The organism is Mediterraneibacter sp. NSJ-151, assembly GCF_022487435.1.
Classification (GTDB): domain Bacteria; phylum Bacillota; class Clostridia; order Lachnospirales; family Lachnospiraceae; genus Schaedlerella; species Schaedlerella hominis.
Genome location: NZ_JAKVPP010000002.1, coordinates 244,645 through 267,043, shown reverse-complemented (window position 1 = coordinate 267,043; position 22,399 = coordinate 244,645). Strand labels below are relative to the sequence as shown.

The 22,399-nt window shown below is 37.3% G+C and carries 17 protein-coding genes; 14 read left to right on the top strand and 3 right to left on the bottom strand.

What is annotated here, in order from left to right; genetic code table 11:
- The first annotated feature begins 9 nt into the window (after positions 1-9).
- The 14 genes from LQE94_RS03180 (at position 10) to LQE94_RS03115 (ending at position 16,166) form a co-directional block, all read left to right on the top strand.
- Positions 10-1,353 (top strand): MATE family efflux transporter, encoded by a 1,344-nt coding sequence (locus tag LQE94_RS03180; RefSeq protein ID WP_276312692.1) that lies wholly within the window; start codon positions 10-12, stop codon positions 1,351-1,353.
- 304 nt (positions 1,354-1,657) lie between these two features.
- A complete protein-coding gene (locus LQE94_RS03175; RefSeq protein WP_240576979.1) occupies positions 1,658-2,953 on the top strand; it encodes an MFS transporter in 1,296 nt (431 codons plus the stop codon).
- 184 nt (positions 2,954-3,137) lie between these two features.
- Positions 3,138-4,058, top strand: a complete 921-nt coding sequence (locus LQE94_RS03170; RefSeq protein WP_240576978.1) for a sugar phosphate isomerase/epimerase family protein — start codon at positions 3,138-3,140, stop codon at positions 4,056-4,058.
- Between the two features lie 155 nt (positions 4,059-4,213).
- Entirely contained in the window at positions 4,214-5,326 is a 1,113-nt protein-coding gene (locus LQE94_RS03165; RefSeq protein ID WP_240576977.1) for a Gfo/Idh/MocA family protein, read from the top strand.
- 78 nt (positions 5,327-5,404) lie between these two features.
- A complete protein-coding gene (locus tag LQE94_RS03160) occupies positions 5,405-5,800 on the top strand; it encodes a C-glycoside deglycosidase beta subunit domain-containing protein (protein ID WP_022076241.1) in 396 nt (131 codons plus the stop codon).
- Positions 5,801-5,813: 13 nt separating this feature from the next.
- Positions 5,814-6,869, top strand: a complete 1,056-nt coding sequence (locus LQE94_RS03155) for a sugar phosphate isomerase/epimerase family protein (protein ID WP_240576976.1) — start codon at positions 5,814-5,816, stop codon at positions 6,867-6,869.
- A gap of 97 nt (positions 6,870-6,966) precedes the next feature.
- Positions 6,967-8,025 (top strand): Gfo/Idh/MocA family protein, encoded by a 1,059-nt coding sequence (locus LQE94_RS03150; protein ID WP_330638832.1) that lies wholly within the window; start codon positions 6,967-6,969, stop codon positions 8,023-8,025.
- Between the two features lie 176 nt (positions 8,026-8,201).
- Positions 8,202-9,653 carry an FAD-dependent oxidoreductase gene (locus tag LQE94_RS03145; protein ID WP_240576975.1) on the top strand — a complete coding sequence of 484 codons (1,452 nt, stop codon included), beginning with the start codon at positions 8,202-8,204 and terminating at the stop codon, positions 9,651-9,653.
- 106 nt (positions 9,654-9,759) lie between these two features.
- Positions 9,760-10,287: a nitroreductase family protein gene (locus LQE94_RS03140; protein ID WP_118724599.1), complete on the top strand. Its 528-nt coding sequence runs from the start codon at positions 9,760-9,762 to the stop codon at positions 10,285-10,287.
- Between the two features lie 27 nt (positions 10,288-10,314).
- On the top strand, positions 10,315-10,656 hold the full coding sequence (locus LQE94_RS03135) for a nuclear transport factor 2 family protein (protein WP_117989733.1): 342 nt from the start codon (positions 10,315-10,317) through the stop codon (positions 10,654-10,656).
- Positions 10,650-11,822, top strand: coding sequence for an MFS transporter (locus LQE94_RS03130; protein ID WP_240576974.1), 1,173 nt, complete (start codon positions 10,650-10,652; stop codon positions 11,820-11,822). Before LQE94_RS03135 ends, LQE94_RS03130 begins: the two co-directional genes overlap by 7 nt.
- Before the next feature lie 2 nt (positions 11,823-11,824).
- Positions 11,825-12,760, top strand: coding sequence for an ROK family glucokinase (locus LQE94_RS03125; protein WP_240576973.1), 936 nt, complete (start codon positions 11,825-11,827; stop codon positions 12,758-12,760).
- Between the two features lie 87 nt (positions 12,761-12,847).
- Positions 12,848-14,965, top strand: coding sequence for an FAD-dependent oxidoreductase (locus LQE94_RS03120; RefSeq protein ID WP_240576972.1), 2,118 nt, complete (start codon positions 12,848-12,850; stop codon positions 14,963-14,965).
- A 1-nt stretch (position 14,966) separates the two neighbouring features.
- Positions 14,967-16,166, top strand: a complete 1,200-nt coding sequence (locus LQE94_RS03115; RefSeq protein WP_240576971.1) for an NADH-ubiquinone oxidoreductase-F iron-sulfur binding region domain-containing protein — start codon at positions 14,967-14,969, stop codon at positions 16,164-16,166.
- Between the two features lie 95 nt (positions 16,167-16,261).
- On the opposite strand, the gene LQE94_RS03110 is transcribed toward LQE94_RS03115, so the two are convergent.
- From LQE94_RS03110 to LQE94_RS03100, 3 genes are all read right to left on the bottom strand, one after another.
- Positions 16,262-18,637, bottom strand: coding sequence for a GH39 family glycosyl hydrolase (locus LQE94_RS03110; protein ID WP_240576970.1), 2,376 nt, complete (start codon positions 18,635-18,637; stop codon positions 16,262-16,264).
- A gap of 16 nt (positions 18,638-18,653) precedes the next feature.
- On the bottom strand, positions 18,654-21,083 hold the full coding sequence (locus LQE94_RS03105; protein ID WP_240576969.1) for a GH39 family glycosyl hydrolase: 2,430 nt from the start codon (positions 21,081-21,083) through the stop codon (positions 18,654-18,656).
- A gap of 259 nt (positions 21,084-21,342) precedes the next feature.
- The gene (locus LQE94_RS03100; protein ID WP_240576968.1) at positions 21,343-22,398 is read right to left on the bottom strand and encodes a TIM barrel protein; all 1,056 of its coding nucleotides are present in this window, start codon (positions 22,396-22,398) and stop codon (positions 21,343-21,345) included.
- Between the last annotated feature and the right edge of the window lies 1 nt (position 22,399).

The following is a 22,399-nucleotide window of genomic DNA, read 5'->3' as shown; positions in this document are numbered from 1 at the left end:
CCAGTGGATATGACGGCTGAAAGACCATGGGAAGATATTCTGATCTTTACGATACCGATGCTGATAGGAAATATTGCGCAACAGCTTTATAATACTGTTGACAGTATTGTGGTAGGAAGATTTGTAGGGGATAATGCACTGGCAGCAGTTGGAAGTGCCGGTCCGATTTTGAATCTTCTGATTGTGTTGTTTGTTGGAATTTCAGTAGGAGCAAGTATTATGGTGTCTCAGTATCTGGGAGCCAGAAACAGAGAGGCGTTATCTGGAACAATTGGAACATGTATTATGTTAACTGCGATTGCATCGTTGATCATTATGGTAGTTGCGACGTTGGCGGCAAGACCGCTTTTGGAATTATTGAATACGCCCGATAGTATTTTGGATTGGTGTACTTCTTATTTGAAAATTCTGTTTTTGGGCGCAGCAGGACTTGCATATTATAACATTCTAAGCGGAGTACTTCGAGGCTTGGGAGATTCCATGTCAGCCCTTTTATACTTGCTGGTGGCAAGTGCGTTGAATATTGTGCTGGACTTACTTTTTGTAGTAAAGTTTGGAATGGGTGTAAACGGAGTTGCACTTGCTACTGCAATTGCACAGGGAATTTCAGCAGTGTTGTGCGTGCGAAGGCTTTCGAAATTAACAGAACTGTTTGATTTGAAGTGGAAATATATTAGATTAAACAAGCAGCATGCCAAAAATATTATCCGACTTGGAGTTCCGTCGGGTGTAACACAGGCAATGATTTCTATGGCAATGTTAATTGTACAATCATTGACAAACAGTTTTGGAGAACAGTTTATTGCAGCGAATGTAATTACAATGCGAGTAGATGGATTTGCAATGCTTCCTAATATGTCGTTTGGTAATGCGATGACTACTTATGCCGGACAGAACGTTGGAGCAAATAAATATGATCGTGTTGCAAAAGGTGCAAAACAGGGGCTTTTTATGGGAGTCGGAACATCGGTAGTGATTACATCGTTAATTTTAATCTTTGGTAAATCACTGATGGGAATTTTTACAAGTACATCAGAATTGGTTGATTTAAGTTATCATCTAATGCAAATCCTTGCAGTAGGATATCTGGTTATGTCAGTGACCCAGGTGTTGTCTGGTGTTATGCGAGGTGCCGGAGATACAATGACACCAATGTGGATTTCCATTGTACAGACAATCATGATTCGTGTACCACTTGCGTATCTGCTTGTCTATGCATCCAGAAGCACAGCGTTCCCACAGGGAAAACGAGAATATATTTATCTGTCACTGGTTATTTCATGGGTGATCGGAGCGTTGATTACAATTTTCTTCTATAAGAGAGGAAAATGGAAAACAAAAGCAATTAAATAAAAAAGGAAAAAAACAGATGCAGGTTTCAAATTCGAAACCTGCATCTGCTTTTTTGAAACGAAGGTTTATGAAAGAAAAGAATGGAGCAGAAATATGCACGCTGAAAAATGGCGAAAAAGATAAAATGAGGATATCAAACATAATAAAGGAGGGTAGGAAGAATAAGTGAATAGCAACATTGCTAAAGATGGGAAAGTCGGACGAAATGAAAAGTTCTATTTTTGATAAAAGAATATAATCTGTCAGTCATATTTTATTTAAAAATAGACTCTTGAAAATTCGAACGAAGAAAGGAAGGGAAACAATGGAAAAACTGGAAAAACTGAAAGGAAAAGATTATTTCTCATTTGGAATTGGAAACGTGGCATCCCAATTATCATGGACAATGGTAAGTTCGTATCTGACATTATTTTACACAGATGTATTTGGATTGCAGGCAGGAGCTGTTGCAATATTGTTTTTGGTAGCAAGAATATGGGATGGAATTAATGACCCGATGATGGGTGCGATTATGGAGCATACACATACAAAATACGGAAGATTCCGTCCTTATATTGCAATCGGTGCTCCGTTGTTGGTTGTATTTACAATTTTAACATTTAGTGTACCAGGTTTTGGTAGTGTGGGAAATCTGATTTATGCTTACATTACATATATCGGACTGGGAATGGTTTATACAATGACGAATGTGCCATATCTTGCATTGCCAGCAGTTATGTCAAATGATCCGAAAGAAGTAAATAAGTTAAACACAGCACAAATGATGGGAATGGTAATTGGTATGATTGCTTTACAGTTATGTACATTACCATTAGTAAATTATTTTGAAGGTATCTGGCCGGGAAGAGGATATCAGATTACAGCAGGAGCATATGCAATTGTTGCATTACCACTTTTCTGGTTGTGTGCGAAAAACTGTAAAGAGAGAATTACAGTAAAGAAAGAAGAGCAGACTTCTACAAAAGAATCATTAAAATATGTGCTGAAAGATCGCAATGCTATGTCTGTTATTGCATACACAACATTGAATATGATTGGAATGATGGGAAGAATTGGATGTGCAACATACTTTTACATTTATGTTGTTCAAAACTTTGCTTTAATTACTGTGTTTATGATGATGCCAATGTTTGTAGGTGCAATCGTAATGCCTTTTGGACCAAAAGTGATTGATAAACTTGGAAGAAAGAAAACATTGTATGTAGCTCTGATTTTTCAAACAGTAGGATGCCTTATGATGTTCTTTGGACCTTATACAAATATTCCGTATTTGTTGCTGGCACATGTTGTATATGGAATCGGATATATTGGTGGAGCGTGTGGAAGCTCAATGTTAGTTGATGTAGTCACAGATATTCATGATAGAACAGGTGCAAGACCGGATGGTATATTATTTTCAATGAACAGTCTGGCAGGAAAGATTGGGCAAGCAATTGGTTCTGCACTTGGAATTGCTATTATTGGATGGTTTGGATATGTAGCTGGAAAAGACATTACAAATGAAGTCAGAAACGGAATTCAAATTGGTGTAAACTTAATGCCGGCAATTGTATATGTATTAGCACTGATACCGGTAGCTATGTACAAGTTGGAAGACTAAAGAAAGCGAATGAAAGAAAAAGAAGACAAAAAAGATATACCTTTTTTTGTCCTCTTTTTTTTGTACAAAAAGAAAGAGTCCAAATACTGTATGAAATTAGGTTAATTTTGCGAAAGCATGCCGGAAATACATTTTATATAATGGAATCAAGTTAAGAGAGAAAAATGAAAAGGAGCGAAACAGCATGAAATTAGGATTTGTAAGTGCAATTCTTGATACTTGGAGTTATGAAGAAATGATGGATTTTGCATCAGATCATGGGTTTGAATGCGTAGAAATTGCCTGCTGGCCACAAGGCAAAGCAGAGAGAAGATACGCAGGAGTAAGTCATATAGATGTAGATAAAGTCCTTGCAGACGATGAGTATGCAAAACATATTCTTGACTACAGTAAAGAGAAAAACGTAGAAATTTCTTCTCTTGCATTTTATCCAAACACAATGGATGGAGATTTAGAAAAGAGAGCTTCTGTAGTAGAACATTTGAAAAATGTAATCCGTGCAAGCCATAAGCTTGGCATTGGTATGGTTACAACATTTATCGGAAGAGATCAGACAAAGAATATCGAAGAAAATCTGGAGCTTGTAAAAGAAGTTTGGCCACCGATTATTAAACTTGCAGAGAAAGAAAATGTAAAAATAGCAATCGAAAACTGCCCAATGTTGTTTGGACCAGACCAGTGGCCGGGCGGACAAAATTTAATGACAACACCGGCTATATGGAGAAAAGTATTTGCAATTCTTGATAGCGATAATCTGGGAATCAATTACGATCCATCACATTTTGTATGGCAGATGATCGATTATATTAAACCGATTTATGAATTCAAAGATAAAATTTTCCATGTTCATTACAAAGATATTAAGCTTTACAATGACCGTTTGAATGATTGCGGAATTATGGCATATCCACTTGATTTTATGTCACCAAAGCTTCCGGGACTGGGAGATGTGAGATGGGATAAATATGTATCAGCACTTACAGACATCGGATACGACGGATATACATGTATTGAAGTGGAAGATAAAGCTTTTGAAGGAAGTAAAGAAAAAGTAGAGCAGTCTCTTGTTTTAAGCCAGAGATACTTAAAACAGTTTGTCATCTAGGAAGAAAAACAAGCGGCTGCGCAGCAGACATTTGTTTTTAACCTAGATGACAGCGAAAGAATCAAAGAGTGCGAAGCACGACAGATGCGTTAAGCATCTGGATTCTTGAGCTGAATAAGTGAAACAAACTAAAATATATAAAAAGGAGGAACCAAATGGGAAAATTAAGAATTGCAATCGTAGGTTGTGGAGGAATCGCAAATCAGAAACATATGCCATCTATCAAAGCAAATGCAGACAAAGCTGATATGGTAGCTTTCTGTGACCTCATTCCTGAGCGTGCAGAAAAAGCTGCAAAAGAATATGGTGTAGAAGGTGCTAAAGTTTACACTGATTATAAAGAGATGCTTGCAGATACAAGCGTTGAATTTGATGTTGTACATGTATGTACACCAAATGTGGCTCACTGTCCGATTACAGTAGCTGCTTTTGAAGCTGGAAAACATGTAATGTGTGAGAAGCCAATGGCTCATAATACAGAAGATGCACGTAAAATGATTGATGCATGGAAAAAATCAGGAAAGAAATTCACAATCGGTTATCAGAACCGTCTGCGTGATGACACTCAGACATTGCATGCATCTTGCGAGGCTGGAGAACTTGGAGAAATCTATTTTGCAAAAGCACATGCACTTAGAAGAAGAGCTGTTCCTACTTGGGGCGTATTCCCTAATAAAGCCCTTCAAGGCGGCGGTCCTTTAATCGATATCGGAACACATGCACTTGATATCACACTGTGGATGATGAATAACTATGAGCCAAAATCAGTATCAGGACAGGTATTCTACAAGCTTGGACGTCAGGAAGATGGTCCTGAAGGAAATGTATTCGGACCATGGGATCCTAAGACATTTGAAGTAGAAGACTCTGCATTCGGTCTTGTGAAAATGAAAAATGGTGCAACAATTTATCTGGAAGCATCTTGGGCACTGAATATACTGAAATCTATGGAAGCTTCTACAACACTTTGTGGAACAAAAGCAGGTGCTGAAATCCATCACGGCGGAAGCTACCCACAGGATGAACTGATCTACAACACAGTAGAGCATAATCAGTTAATGGAAAAAACAATCTCACCTGCAGGTGTTGTTGATTTCTTTGAAGGCGGAGCAGCAGCAGAGGCAGTTCGTGAGCAGGAGCAGTGGCTCAATGCAATTATCAATGATACAGATCCGCTTGTAAAACCAGAGCAGGCATTTGTTGTAACACAGATTCTCGAAGGAATTTACAAATCAGCAGAAACAGGAAAAGAAGTATTCTTTGACTAAGATGAATATTGAGAATACCGGTATCTTTCAAGAGATATTGGCATCTCAGCTATAAGTTAGGAAAGCGAGGAGTTAAAAATGGCTGGCAGACAGATTTATAATCCGGCTGGATTTAAAAATATAGAAGAAAACGGAAAGGTAACAGGTTACCAGTTCCAGTTCAAAGCACAGTATTATCGTGGAATTACATTGTCAATCGTTCGTGATATCCAGATCAATGTAGACGGAGAGGATGTTAAAAGAGAAGACATTCGTTTCACAGTAAACGGAGAAACATTTACATTGGAAGAAATGCGTACAGTTGTAGATTCAGATTATCGTTGGGAATTTGGCGACTATGCAACAGTATCTGTGATTAAAGAAGGTGGACTTGCAAAAGGAAATCATCACATTCATGCAAGACAGATTATTGCACCGTCATATATGCCATTTCAGATTGAAGCAGATTGTGACGCAGATTTCGTGATTGAGTAGGAGGAACTTGAAGATGAGTTATGATATTAAAAGAAGTGTTTCCCTGTATAGTTATCAGGATGAATATTATGATGGAAAATTGGATCTTGAGGGGTGCCTTAGAGAAACAGCAAAAACAGGAGCAACAGGTGTAGAGCTTCTTGCTGAACAGATGATCCGCAGATTCCCATTGCCGATTGAAACAGAAGAATTCAGAGCACAGTGGTTTGGCTGGCTTAAAAAATATGGTCTTGAGCCATCATGCTATGATGCATTTTTGGAAAACAAAATTTATGACAATCGTACATTAAGTCTTGGAGAGCAGATTAATATGATGAAGAGAGATATCCGTCTCGCTTCTATGATGGGATTTCCTACACTTCGTACATTGGTTTCTACACCGATGGATGTTATCGAAGGAAGTTTAGAGTATGCAGAAGAAAAAAATGTAAAAATCTGTCTTGAAGTACATGCACCATTTTCTTTGAACTCAGGATGGGCTGACGGATATATGGAAATGATTAAGCGTACAGGAACAAAATTCTTCGGATTTATGCCTGATATGGGAATCTTCTGCAAGAACATCCCAGATGTTGTAAGAGATAAAGCAAGAAGAATGGGTGCATCAGAAGAATGCATTAAGATTGTGGATGATGCTTATGCACAGCGTGTTGCAAAAGGATTTACAAAGATTAAATATGATCTGAACCTTGGAAAAGCAAATATGGAATATCGTATGGCAAACGGAATGAAAGAAATGATGGATGCTATCGAAGCAGCTGGTGGAAATGATGCAGACCGCTGGTATGGAAATGCATCGTTTACATATTCTTGGTCTGAGCCACAGGATATTATCGATAATATTGATTACATTTATCATACACATGCAAAATTCTATAATGTTCACGAAGATTATGTGGAAACAGCAGTTGCAATTCCTGAAGTAATCGAGGCATTTAAGAAAGCTGGATATAAAGGATATTTAAGTTCAGAGTACGAAGGTGGAGAGCATTTGAGAGATGTTGGTGTTGATAGTATCGAACAGGTACGTCGTCATCAGGAAGCTATGAGAAGAGCAATTGAAGGATAAAAAAGGCTAGATTTAAGATTCGGAGGAGGGAAAACCCTTGTCTGAATCTTGGTCGTTAAGGATATTGATAATAAAAAGATAAAAATCGGAGGGATAAATGATGGAAACAGTTAAATTAGGTATTGTTGGATTTGGATTTATGGGACATTGCGATGCTGATATGATGAGTACATTTGATGATAGTGAGATTAAACTTGTAGCAGTAGCAGATACAAACCCAGAACAGCTGAAGGATGCACCAGAAGGCGTTGAAACATATAACAGCATTGAAGAAATGCTTGAAAAAGCAGATATTAATACAGTTATGGTATCTACTCCAAACCCAAGCCATCCAGAAATGGTGAAAAAAGCTGCGGCGGCTAAGAAAAATGTAATCTGTGAGAAACCGGCAGCAATGAGTGTTGCACTTTTTGATGAAATGGTAGCTGCATGCAAAGACAATGGTGTATTATTCACTGTTCATCAGCAGAGAAGATGGGATAAAGATTATCGTATCATGAAAGAAGTATATGACAAAAACATGGTAGGAGATATGTATGTGATTAAATCTCAGCTTTATGGTTTTAATGGAAATATGCATGACTGGCATGTATACCCAGAGATGGGTGGAGGAATGCTTTATGATTGGGGTGTTCATTTGATTGACCAGATGCTTGATATGATAAAATCTGAAATCGTATCCCTTTATGCAGATGTAAGAAATGTTATCAATGAAAATGTAGATGATTACTTTAATATCATTATGAAATTCAAAAATGGTGTAACAGCAGAGATTGAACTGGGAACATATTATCTGACACCAAAGCGTGCATGGTTTATCGGTGGTAATAAAGGATCTGCTATCATCGATGGATTTAATGGAGAAGGTAAGATTGTCCGTACTGCACACTTGCTTGAAAATGTACCTGGTAAAATTACAATGACAGCAGCCGGTCCTACAAGAAGCTTTGGCCCGGCAGCACCTGGACTGCTTCAAGAAGAAGCATTGCCGGAGGTTGATGTAAATCACAGAAATTACTTTGAACATTTTGTGAAAGCATTTAACAAAGAGGAAGAAGTTATTATAAAACCAGAACAGGTTAGACGTGTGCTGTGCGTGATGGATGCAGTACGTGAGTCAGCAAAAACAGGAAAAGCAATCGCATTTGAAGCATAATACTATACAGAGAGCAAAAAAAGTATCTTCTTTTTTGCTCTCTGTAATTTTTTTGATAGAAGTAAAGACAAAAAAATAATGTTTTTTGGTATAAAAAGCAGTATATGATGATACGAAAACAAACTAAAATAAAAATAAATCAAAGAGAAATAAATCATAAAAGTGAGGGAAAAAACATGGCAGATTATGAAACACAAGTAGTAGTAATTGCAGGAGGTCCATCAGGATTATCAGCAGCTGTTCAGGCAGCAGAAGACGGAGCTGAAGTTATCGTTCTTGAGAAAGCAGCAGCAGTTGGTGGAGCAGCTAACATGGGAATGGGACCACTTGGTATCGGAACAAAATATCAGAAACAGCAGATGGAAGATGTAACAGTAGAAAAAGCATTTAACATGTTTATGGAATATACTCATTACAATGTAGATGCAAGACTTGTAAAACGTTACTTCGAACAGTCAGCAGAGACAATTGAATGGCTGGAAGATATGGGTGTTGAATTCGAAGGTGCTTATCGTTACTTCCCAAAATCAGAGCCAACATGGCATATCGTTAAAACAGATCAGGGAATCGGACCTAGAGCCGCATCATTCATGAACAAAGCTTTGTATGCAAGAGCTCAGGAATTAGGAGTAAAGGTACTTCTTGAGACACCTGCTAAAAAGATTATTATGAAAGACGGAAAAGTTGCAGGTGTTCTTGCAACAGATAAAGATGGTAAAGAAATTGAAGTTGCTTGTAAAGCCGCAATTATTTGTACAGGTGGAGCAGGATGCAACAAAGAATTTATTGAAAAAGAGACAGGTTACAAACATGGTGTAGATATGTTCAACTTTGCTATTCCTGGAATGATGGGAGACGGACTTCGCATGGCATGGGAAGCAGGGGCTGATCACCTTCCGGTAAGAATTGAGCAGGCAGCTGCAATTGAAGGTATAGATAACCTTCCAGGAAGTGTTGGAAACATTATGGGACAGCCAAACTTACTTGTTAATTTGCAGGGTAAACGTGTTATGAACGAAGATCATATGCAGAATACGACATTCCTCTCAAATGTGTGTTCACATCAGAAAGGTAGAGTCTGCATCAGTATTGTAGATTCATCAATTGCAAAATATTACATGAGAAATGGTGTGGATAACGTATCTATGGTTCGTCCTGATCCAGATGTATCAGATTTCGCAGATGCAATCAAGATGGCACAGGAGAACGGAAATGAAGGTCTGTTTATCGCAGATACAATCGAAGAACTTGCAGAAATGGCAGGAATCGATGTAGATAATCTTGTAGATACAGTAGAAGAATATAATGATTTCTGCGACAGCGTAGATGAAGAATTCTTCAAAGATAAGAGATATTTAAGACCAATCACAAAGGCTCCGTTCTATGGTGCAAGAATCCGTCCAGGCGGATATGGAACAGTTGGTGGAATCCGTATCAATGAGAATTGCGAAGCTTGTGATAAAGACTTCGAGCCAGTTCCAGGATTGTATGCAGCAGGAGCAGATGCTTGCAACATTTATGATGACAGTTATATGTTCTTACTTCCAGGAAACTCTATGGGATTTGCTGTTAATACAGGACGTATCGCTGGTATGAGTGCTGCGGAGTATGTTGAAGATGAAGACTAATTCCTAAGTAACCGCAAACAAATAATGACAGAATAGAAGATGAGCAGAAGCAGGTAATATAGCTTCTGCTCATCTGGGATAAAAGGATAATATTGGAGGAATTCAAATGAAAGAAACAGTAACAGACATTCTGAATCGTAGAAGTGTAAAAAATTATAAACCAGACCAGATTACAGATGAAGAACTGATGACTGTATTGAAGGCTGGAATGAATGCTCCTTCTGGTGGTAATAAACAGTCTCCGATTTTTATTGCAGTACAGAATAAAGAATGGATCAAGAAGCTTTGTAAATTAAATGCAGAGATTGCGGGAGCACCGGAAGGTGTCGATGTATTTTACGGAGCACCAACCATTATTCTTGTACTGGCAGAAAAAGGTGTCGGCAATCCGGTAGAAGATGGAAGCCTTTGCCTTGGAAATATGTTCAATGCGGCATATGCACTCGGCCTCGGATCCAGATGGATCAATCGTATCCGTGAGACATTTGAGACAGATCTTGGAAAAGAACTGTTAAAAGAAGCTGGTTACGAAGGTGAATATATTGGAGTGGGTTCTTGTATCCTTGGATATCCTGCAGATGGATTCCCGGGACCAATTGAAAGAAAACCAGATTACTTTAAGATTATAAAATAAGACATTAGAAAGTGCAGGAATAAAATCATGGAACAGAAAAACAAGGACGTGATTCAGAAATTTTATCAGGAATTTTTTAATGAGCATATTATCGAATCAGCAGATAAATACGTAAGAGAAGACTACATTCAGCACAATCCGGGAGTTGGCCAGGGCAGAGAAGCATTAAAAGAAGCCTTTGCAGAGAAATTTGTAGAACATCCAGAATTCTGCCTGAATATTAAAATGATGATTGCAGAAAAAGATATGGTTGCCGTATATTTAAAAAATGTTGATCAGCAAGGAAACACAAGATGCCGTGTTGTGGATATCTACCGTTTGGAAGACGGAAAGCTCGCTGAACATTGGGATGTATTACAGCCATGCTAGAAAAAACAAAACCAGTAAATAAGAAAAAAGTAGCAGTAAGCATATTTTTTACGGCATTTGCATTTGGATTAAACATAGTAGGTATCTCTCCGGTACTAGGAGTGATTAATGAAAAGTATCAACAATACGGCACAAGTGTAATCCAGCTTTTACAAACAATACAATATCTTCTTATTATGGTTGGTTCACTTATGATTGGCTGGCTGACAACAAAAATCAGCAAAAAGAAAATTGTGTTGAGTGGACTTCTTATTATAGGTATTTGTGGCATCATGCCATTTTTTTCAGAAAACTTTTGGATTCTTGTTTTGTCGAGAATACTAATTGGTTTTGGATTTGGAATTACGGGACCGATGAATACGGCAATCGCTGCTGAATTAATACCGGAAGAGGAACGAGCCGGTTATATGGGTCTTCATGTTGTTGGAATGGGAATCGGAACAATGGTAGGAAGCATGCTGGGAGGAATGCTGGCAGGCTGGAGTTATCGTAATTATTATCTGGTGTATCTGATTCCATTCATTGCAATGGCTGGTGTGCAGATGCTTTTGGTAGAGACTCCACCAATAAAAACAGAAAAAGCATCGGATATGAAATTAAATAAAATAATTTATCTGATTTCATTTGCATCCTTTGTACATACATTATTTATCAATGCCTATAGTACAAATATAGGAATTTATATTGCAGAGAATATTTCAAACAATCCGGGGCTGGCAGGTATGGTGACATCTGTGAATGCGGCGTTTGCACTTGTGACAGGAATGTGTTTTTCAAAAATATCTGCAAAACTAAAGAATTTTACACTGCCATTTTCAATTCTGACTGCAGCAGTCGGATATGGAATGGTACTGACAGTACATGGAATGGTGGGAGTATTGATTTTAAGTGCTCTTTGCGGAGTGTCATTAAGTTGTTTTATGGCAATCGGAGCTTATCTGCTTTCAATTTCTGTTGAGCAGGAAGCGGTAGCAAAGGCAGGCGGAGTATTTTCAATCTTCGGGGGAATCGGCGGATTGATAGCACCGATTTTTATGGGAAATACCGCAAAATTCACATTAGGTGAAAATACAGCAAACAATCAGTTTGTGATTGCATTTTTCGGAATGTTGATTTTCGGAGTAATCGCAGCAGTGGTTATGATGAAAAAAAAGGAGAATAAGTAAAGATGAAAAAATATGGATTTGGTGTTGATATCGGAGGAACAACATGTAAGATTGGTCTTTTTGATATGAACGGAACAATTTTAGAAAAATGGGAAATTAAGACAAATACAGAAAATCATGGCGCAGCAATTCTAGATGATGTTGCAGCAGCTGTGTTAGATAAGATGAAAGAAAAGGAAATCACAAAAGAGGATGTTCAGGGAATCGGACTTGGAGTTCCGGGACCGGTTGACAGTGAAGGAACAGTTCATAAATGTGTTAATCTTGGATGGGATGTCATCAATGTAGAAAAGGCTTTAAATGAGAAGACAGGTCTCCTTGTAAAAGCAGGAAATGATGCAAATGTAGCAGCCCTTGGTGAGATGTGGCAGGGCGGTGGAAAAGGCCATCAGAATGTCATTATGGTGACACTCGGAACCGGTGTTGGCGGTGGAATCATCGTGGATGGTAAGATTATTGCAGGTTCTCATGGAGCCGGCGGAGAACTTGGACATATTCATATGAATGATGATGAGACAGATACTTGCGGATGTGGAAATAAGGGATGTCTGGAGCAGTATGCATCTGCAACCGGAATTGTCCGTATGGCGAAGAAAAAACTTGCAACAGAGACACGTGCTACAAAATTAACAACATTTGATCCTTTGACAGCAAAAGATATTTTTGATGTCGCAAAAGAGAATGATGAAGTAGCATTGGAACTGGTTGACGTACTTTGCACAATGCTTGGAACAGCTCTGGCAAATGTGGCTGCAGTAGCAGATCCTGAAATCTTCGTTATCGGCGGTGGTGTATCAAGAGCCGGAGATATTCTGATTCAGGGAATCCAGAAGAAATTTGAAGAGAAAGCATTTCATGCATGTCGTGGAACAGGTATTTCGCTTGCAACACTTGGAAATGATGCCGGAATGTATGGTTGTGTAAGATTGTTATTCTAAAGCAATAGCTAAGATTCTGCCGGATTCAGATGAATTCGGCAGCGTGAAATAAAGAGGAAAGAATAAGAGAAAATAAAGGAGGAAGTTATGGCAATTATTACAATTGATGGGAAAAAGATTGAAGTCCCAGAAGGTAAAAATGTGTTGGATTGTGCACTGGATGCAGGCATTTATATCCCACATCTGTGTCATCATAAAGATTTGAGCCCACTTGGTTCATGTCGTATGTGCGTAGTAGAAGTAGAAGGACAGGAAGGAGTAACAACTTCTTGTACATTGAAAGCAAAAGACGGAATGAATATCACAACAAAGAGTGATAAACTGGAGCAGCTTCGTATGCTGGCTTTGGAATTGCTCCTTGCAGGACATCCGGAAGATTGTACAACATGTCCAAAATATGGTAACTGTGAATTACAGATGTTAATTCAGTATATCGGACCAAAGACAGGTCGTTTGAAATTACGTACAAAAGGTTTCAAACAGAATGAAGAAAATCCATTGATCATTCATGATATGAATCGTTGTGTACTTTGCGGCCGTTGTGTACGTGCATGTAACGAATTGCGTGGAGTAAAAGTACTTCAGTATCAGAAAAAAGATATGGAAACATATGTAGGAACTGTACATAACAAGCTGTTGAAAGATGCAGACTGTCGTTTCTGCCAGGCTTGCGTTGAAGTCTGTCCGACAGGTACAATTCGTGACAAACTGATGAATTCTGAGGTGAAGAAAGAGGATGCAGTCGTGCCATGTCGTCATGCATGTCCTGCACATACAGATATCCCTCGTTACATCAGACACGTGAAAAACGGAGAATATGATGAAGCTGCAGCAGTTATTCGTGAGAAAGTTCCATTCCCGAAAGCATTAGGTTATATCTGTAGTCACGTATGTGAATTACAGTGTAAGAGAAAAGAAGTCAGCGATCCGATGGCAATCCGTGATATCAAACGTTATGCAGCAGAGCATGATACAGGTGCTTACTGGAAAGGAAAAGGAAAACAGCTTGCAGATACAGGAAAGAAAGTATGCGTTGTAGGAGCAGGTCCTGCAGGTCTGACAGCAGCATATTACCTGAGAAAACAGGGACATGATGTCACATTGAAAGAAGCACTTCCGACAGTTGGTGGTATGATGGCTTATGGAATTCCTGCATATCGTCTTCCAAGAGAAATCATTGCGGAAGAGGCAAAAGTAATCGAAGATCAGGGTGTTAAGATTGAAGTAAATGCAAAAGTTGAAAAACCGGTTGATTTACTCAAAGAATATGATGCAGTACTTATGACAATCGGTGGACACAAAGGTGTGCGCCTTCCAATGGAAGGAAGCGATCTTGACGGAGTAATTTTAAATGCAGATTTCTTACGTAACTGCAGTATGGGAAAAGAAACAGGCATGGGCAAACGTGTCATCGTTCTCGGTGGTGGAAACGTTGCATTTGACTGTGCAAGATCTGCAAAACGTCTCGGAGCAGAGGAGATTCATCTGGCATGTCTGGAAGCAAGAGAAGTCATGACAGCCGATGATGAAGAAATCGAACAGGCAAAAGAAGAAGGAATCTTTGTACATCCTGCACAGACTTTCGAGAGAATCACAGGAACAGATCATGTGACAGGCGTTGATTTTATGAATGTAAAATCATTTACATTTGATGAAAACCGCCGTGCAATCATCGAAAAAGAAGAAGGTTCAGAGCATCATATCGATGCAGATACAGTTATATTTGCAGTTGGTCAGAGACCTGACATCACAGAAGAAGCTGGTCTGGAGCTTGGAAGAGCAAACAGCATTGCCGTAAAAGATATTGAAAATGATAAGACAACTTCTGTAGAAGGAATCTTCGCTGCAGGAGATGTAATTTATGGTACAAAATCTGTTATCATGGCAATCGAATCAGGAAGAGAAGCAGCTTCTCAGATTGATAAATATCTCGGAGGAGATGGAGACATTTCCGAAGTACTTGCTCCTGAGCAGAAAAAAGAAGCATATATCGGTCAGTGTCCTGGATTCGGTTATGAAGAAAGAAAACATACACAGGTTGACCCGGCAGAGAGCCGAAGTGACAACTTCAATTTGTTCGACCATGGTATCTGTGATGCAGATATTTGTGCAGAGGCAGGAAGATGTCTCCAGTGTGATTTACGTCTGGAAATTTCAAGACCAAGTCTTTGGGGCGATTTTGTAGAAAATAAGGAGGCTGAATAAGATGAGTGCATTGGAAAACGCAAAAAACGGAAGCAGTCAGGATGTCCTGAATAAAGTCCAGGAAGCAAATCTTTCTGAATATGGTTTGTGTGCACAGCCACTGTTCGACCGCCTGATGGCAGCAAAAGAAGAAAGTGCAGAAGAACAGAAAGAACTCGGTGTGGTTGCAGCATTGAATAATGCTGATACAGACCATGCATTACTGGCAGTATTAAAAGAGCAGCCGGAGCAGGTAATGGAAGGAATTTCCATTGCTGCTTACGCGCTGGAAACTGAGAAAAAATCCTTACAGATTCCGGAAACAGAAATAGAACTTCTGGAAAGTCTGAAAGAGACAGCAGAGAAATATGGCGTAGAACTGGTAAGTGGTATCGTCAATGTCCGTGCAGTAAAAGGAAGCGCAGTCCTTCATATCGTTACAGTGAAGAATCTTGCCGATTTATTTGACGGATGTTATGAAGATGGTGTATATGTATCTGTAAATGGTGCTGAACTTCAGAAAGTTGCAGTAGATAAAAAAATTGCAGAACTGATTGATAAGGATGATGTAAAGGCGTTATACTTTGGATATGAGTATCATACACCGGAAGCAGCAGAGTTGACAGTCGGTGAGGCAGGAATCACAAACGGAGTTATTCGTGTATTGACAAGCAAAGATTGTATTGTACAGGAATGTCAGAAAGAACTTTTCGCATCCAGAAAAACAAGTTGTGGAAAATGTGTATTCTGTCGTGAAGGTCTGATTCAGTTAGATCACATGCAAAAAGAAATCACAGAAGGAAGAGGAAAAGCAGAATTTATCGATCTGACAAAAGAAATCGGTGAGGCAATGTGCTATTCTACACCATGTTCTATGGGACAGGTATCAGCGAAAGCTGCTTTAAGTGCAACTGAATTGTTTGCAAAAGAATATGAAGAACATATCAAGAAGAAAAACTGTCCGGCAGGGGCATGTACATCTTTCGTTAATATTTATATTGATCCATCACTTTGTAATGGATGTGGAGAATGTATGGATGTATGTCCAAAAGACTGCATCGAAGGAAAAGCAAAATATATCCATATGATCGATGATTTTGATTGTACAAAATGTGGTAAATGTATGGAAGTTTGTGAAGAAGATGCAATTGTACAAACAACAGGTAAGTTACCAAAACTTCCAAACAGATTAACAAAAGTTGGTAAATTTAGAAAGAGATAAAATAATAAAGACAACCTTCAATTACTTGATTCAACAATAAAAATGAGACCAGATACAATTTTTGCGTATCTGGTCTTGTTTTTTGAAGACACTTATCAGTATTGATTGGTAATTTCCCATAGACATACATTGTGCGGATGGATGGGAGATGTAACAGTCAGTCTGTCTTTCACTTGCATATAAAGAACACGTTCTTCAGGAATACAGGCAGATGACAGATAATTCATATCTTCTGGGAAAGGAGAGAGCTTTTCATATAAGAAAGTTTCTTCATCGATATTTCCATTTACCAGTTCACCAAGTTGAATATCCAGATAACTTCCATGAAAACGATCAAGCAGAGAACGTTTGATTCGATAAGTACCGGATGAGATATTATTTAGATGAAATATCATCTGAAGCGGAGGCATATGTTCATAGTGCTTATACATTTTGCGTAGAGAGTGCTCTTCAGCATTACTTAAAAATGCAGAGCTGGAAAATGGAACACAATGCCAGGCAATAACCTGGTAAGAGTTTTCACTTGTCTGTGTAATGCAGTAATTATCGCCTTGCTCTATCAATCGCCCACCCAATTTACTGAGAAGACGAAGCGCAAAATATCCAGGAGTTCTAATTCTGGATGCCGTAATCAATCCAATCCCATTTATCTGATAAGATTTAGGACTTTCAATATTTGAAAGTGTATCTGTCAGCATCCAGTAACCGGATAAAGGAATTTGTTCATGTATTGCAAGCAAATTATGGCAAAGAAAGGCAGCCTGATAACATGAATTATTAATGTAGCTTCCCGGAATTAAAGAAGAATTATATTCTGTAATATATAAAGGAATATCCTGTCCGAAAAATTGCGTTATCTTTCGTTTCATCCAAGAAACTTGAATAGAAAAGATATTAGGGTCTAAAAGGCGGACTAATTTTTGCTTCTGATCTTGTAATAAATATTGTGCCGTAAATATATGAACAGAAATAAAATCCGGAATAATCTGATTTTTTGAAAATAGTTCCAGGTAATCGAGAAAATTAGTGGAAGGCATACCTGTATTGTGTCCGGGGCCACCAAATTTGGCGGAAGGGATATAAGTCTGTATTAATTTATGAATACTTTGATATCCTTTCATATAAATGTCAAGAGATTCAGCAGGCGGATTCCAAAGCTCAAAGACCCATTGGTTATACCAGGAAGCATCATAGTGGCTGGTTACATATTTTAAGAATGCTTCTAAAAGTAAGTGGAATTTGGAATTTGTACTATATCCACGAAAAATCCACTGATCAGTATTATTCTGTAAATAATTATATGAGTTTTTCCCGAGTTCAATAAAAGGAATTAAGTGTAGCTGATACAATAAATTTAATACTGTTTCGATAGAAGCAAAATAAAAGCTGTCCTGTTCAGAAAGTCTTGGAATCATCGCATTGCTAATAAGTCCTTCTATTCGGACATACTTTAAAGGAAGTTCATGGACAGTTTGTGTCAATTGTTTTTGAAAAGAAACGGAAAGTAGATTTTTTGCAAAACCAAGATTTATCATGGAACATAGATTTTGCGAAAAAGCAGCTGTTTCTGAACAATCGACAGTAATGTGCCGTGTTTCTTTAGTCACGTCAGTACTTAAGTATACATTTCGCTCATTTAGTTGCGGAGTTTCCTGATCAGAGGAAAATGTAGTTTTGGAATTTTGACGATATTCTTTTGGAGTACATCCATGTATTGTACGGAAGTATTTATTAAATGTAGCAACATTTGTAAATCCATGATTTAATGCAATCTCTGTTACAGATTTATCAGAATAACAAAGATCGTGTTCCGCATATTGAATACGGAGCTGATTTACATATTCATTAAATTTTATGTTGAAGCAGTCTTTGAATATTTTTGATAAATACTGGACCGATAAATGCAAATGTTCGGCAAGCGTGGTCAGTGTAATCGGCTGATTATAATTTTGTCTGATATAATCTAAAATTTCAAAAGAGCGCTCTTTTTGCCTTTCATTTTTATATTCAATAGAAAGCGGAAGTTTTAATGTATATTCTTGATTTAATAAATCCAGCAATTCAAATAAAAGACTGTAGATTGCAAGGTTATAAACGGGTCCATCGGTGTTGTAACGCCAGGAAATATTGCTTAGCAGACGGCGCACAGCAAGATAACTTCGGTTTGGCTCTAAAGATGAATCACAGAAAAGAATAGAATCCATACCTAAGTATTTTTCAATGAAGGAAGGCAGAAGACGCATATGAAGTATTTCATTTTTCTCATTTGAAGAAAATGTTGCATATTGATTCGGATGAATGATTAAAACATCGTGATGATTATAAATGCGTTCTTCGTGGCGTTCCAGAGAGATTTTTACACTTCCGGATAAAATACAGAGAATGTCATATGTTGTATGACAAAAATTAATTGGAGTCTCAACACTGTATTGCATGAGACTGGTAAGAGGAAGTTCAGCTTTTTCGTTCATAAATACAGTCCTTTCATTAATTTTCAATATAGTCGATTAAAATAAGTTTTACTTCTGATGGTTCTAGATGAACAGTGAAATCAAGAAGTTCATCAGAGGATACATTTTTTGTATACAGATTTATGCCTGGTTGTGCTAACTGCTCAAAGGTTTCATAATCTTGTTTTGAAAGGTGCGTAATAGAGCTGCACTTAGCCCAGTATGATAAAATGTTTCCATTAAATGCATTTACAGTATAGGTTTTAAAAAGATAAGTGCCTGGAACAGCCTGTTCAATTTGAATATGTAAAGTTTGTGGCGTTGTATGTGCAAATAATTGCTCAGGAGTATCCAAAAGTTTTTTGTTATGTATATCATAAGCAGCTTCTTCGTTAATGTGAACATAATTGATAAAAAGTGCCTGAAAATGATAATTGGAATCAGTAGTAATCAAATAATCAGAGCTATGACCGATAATTTGGGTTCCGAGTTCTCTGAAAAATTTATAAATATGGTAAGTAGGTTTTGGAATCCCTATGTAATTGAATAATCCATTTCCACCAAAAAATAAATTCCAGGAATCAGAATAGGAAACACTTAAATCGGACATTGTAAAATAGCCCATTCCTTTTACCAAATGCATATTTTCAATTAGAAAAGAGGCAAGAAAGCAACTTGAAAATATCATATCATTTAAATAGTTCCTTGAAGTATAACAAAAACTAAATTCAGTGATGAGCACAGGTATGGAAGGATAATAGCTGTTGATTAATTTAGTTGCTTCTTTTATTTTATTGGACATATAATCAGAATCCAGAGATAGATGTATCTCAGAATCTGTCATAACTCCTCCATAGGCATTGATTGTGATAAAATCCATAGTAATCTGTGAATCTTGCAGAGTGCGAAATTTATCTTCCCATAATTCAAAAGGTAAAAAAATGTTGAAATCAGCACCTCCGATTTTGGCCTCAGGAACAAGACTTTTGATTAAAGAGCGTATCGTCTGATAATAGTCCATATACTGTCGAAATGTAATAGTTGACAAATGTTCATATTCTTCGATGAAATCGTAGTATACAGAAAATTCCCATAATTTTACAGTTTCAATTCCATAGCGATTACAGCATGCACGAAGAAAATCAGGTAAAATCTGAATTAGTTTATCATAATAGGAACAAACTTCTTCGTCCATAGTTAAAATTTGTGTTTCATGAAATTGAAAATGAATTTTTGCATGTTTATATCCAAGTTCAATAAAAGGTATTAAATCAAGCTGAAGCATATCATCAAGTAATAGAAAAATATTTTCAAAACCATAACGGGTAGTATGGTTGATACTATGAAGAGTTGTCAGGTCCAATAATCTACAAATCCGACCATATTTAAAATGTACCTCTTTTTGAAATTTTCTTAATTGTATCTGCATTCGATTATCATTAAATTGGTAAGCATATCCCATATTTAAAAGATATTTCCAAGAATTAGGACAATATCTTACAGATTTATGAGAAATCTTGTGAATATCTTCTTCTACAGGAAAAATGTCAGTAGAAGAAGGTGTATGTGTCAGATTGGTGGAAAGGAGTTCATCATAGTAGGGAGACAGAGGAAGCTTATTTCCAGAATCTGGCAGGGATAGAGTCTCCTTCTTTTGAAAGGTTTCCCGATATTGGAAAAGAGACAATCCACATTGCTGAAACATTGCATTTTGTAAGATATCTACACTTTTAAAATGAAATTGCTCGGCTATTTCTATTTCAGATATTGAAGTATAACGCAACCAAAGCTTGATTGCTTCTATTTTTTTATTAAGGATATAATCTGAAAAAGTGCAGTTAAAATTTTTTTGAAACCAGGCAGAAAGATATTGCGGAGTAAGTCCAAGCACCCGGGCTGTTTTATTTTGTCTAAAGGTATCCTGTATATGATTTTCTATATAAGAAAGAATCAATTCTTTTCGTTTTTCAGAATGCCGAAGTTGAGAGCTTTTTTTCAAAGGAACAACAGGAGGAAAAAATGAATCCAATGTATTGTATAAATTGCTGATGATCTGAAATTCATTTTTTTCTTTATTTGTGACATATAAATGCGACATATTTAAAATAGCGTAAAGAGTTTCAGCCCAAAATTGTGAAGCAAGGTGACAGACCGGAAGAGAAGAAAAGCGGTCGGCCGAAAAAAGATTCAATAAAAAAGCAGGGTTAAGTCGTATCATTAGATATATGCACATATCATCTGGAATCAAAGTGACGGGCAATCCAGTTTGAAAAACAAAAAAGTCATGAGGATGAAGCTGTAAGCTGTGTAAAGTATTAGCATCGTTGATATCGTGGTATTGAACTTCAAGATTATTTTTCAAGGGACAGATAATGCCAAAGTCTGGGAGACAGATAGTTGTGGATGTATAGAAACGATATAAAGCCAGATCAGTAATCATATAATCCAGATGGTTTGCGGATAACATAATAAATTTCTCCTAAAAAGAATAATGTATTAAATGATGAAAATATATTTTTGTATTTTATGGTTAAATTTATTATAAAAAACAAAGAGGAAAAGGTCAATAAATGAAATATGAAAATATGAATAAAATAAAGCAAAAATTAAGAAAAAAGTAATTACAAAGATAAATAAATTGTTTGAGTATAGAAAAAATAATAAAAAATCAACAAAAAAACTCCTGACAGTTATGAAAAACGTACATACTGTCAGGAGCTTTTTACTTATTCGCCAATCAAACGGGTCATCATTTCATGATGTCTTCTCACTTGCTCTACTTCATTAGGCAGATACTCCAGGCCACGATCCTGTTGATCTCTTTGTCCTTCATATTCAGAATCAATATAACCATCGAATCCATGTTCTTTAAGAATACGGATCGGTGTTTTATAATCAATAGCTAAATCTTCATAGCATCCCGGTTTTCCTGGTATTTCTGTCATGTTATAGAATTTTCCATGAATGCTCATGATGTATGGAAGAATTTCTATGAGGTCATTTGGATCTGCGGAAGCCTCATGAAGTGCCATACGTTCAAGATTAGAACCGTCAATACCATGTCCAGGGTATTTTTCATTTACAAGAGCTATCATATCATCTAAATCATGGTCTTTGCTGTTTGCAAGAATAAAGTCAACAGCTTCAGGGATTGTAGCATGACGTTTTACATAATCAATTGCTACCTGAGAAGGAGAATGCTGGAAGATTCCAAAATCAGGAACAAGTCCTACGTGTTTACTTCCGGTACGTTGTGCAAGATCAATGATCTGTTCTGACATACGGAAGTCAAGTGCAGCAGCCATACCGCTTGTAGGTTGTTTTCTTGCACCCGGACGGATTGGAAGCGGAGCGTGAATCTCTTTGCCAATCCGGACGTTATATTTTTCAGCAGTATCCAGAGCCATTTCAATGACATCAATTGGAACAAGACAAAGAGGACGTACATTTTGAAAACCAAGTCGAGCAGCAAGTTTAATATCATTTTTTAGACGTTCTGCAGCTTCACGATGATTCATAATATGGTCACGGAATTGATGTACATCTAAATAAATATCCATAGTGACAGGGGTCATTTCATAGCGTGCAATATAATTATTCCAATCAAAAATAAATTGTTCAGATGGAAATGGATAGTCACGAATAGTAGCTTCATCAATAATTTCTACACCGTCAGTATGTAAATTATCACGGATTTCACGAATCATATCTTTCCAATCCATTTGTTTAAAAAACTGTGTCTGTTGATAGCTGTATAAAGATACACCGCGTTTAATACTCATA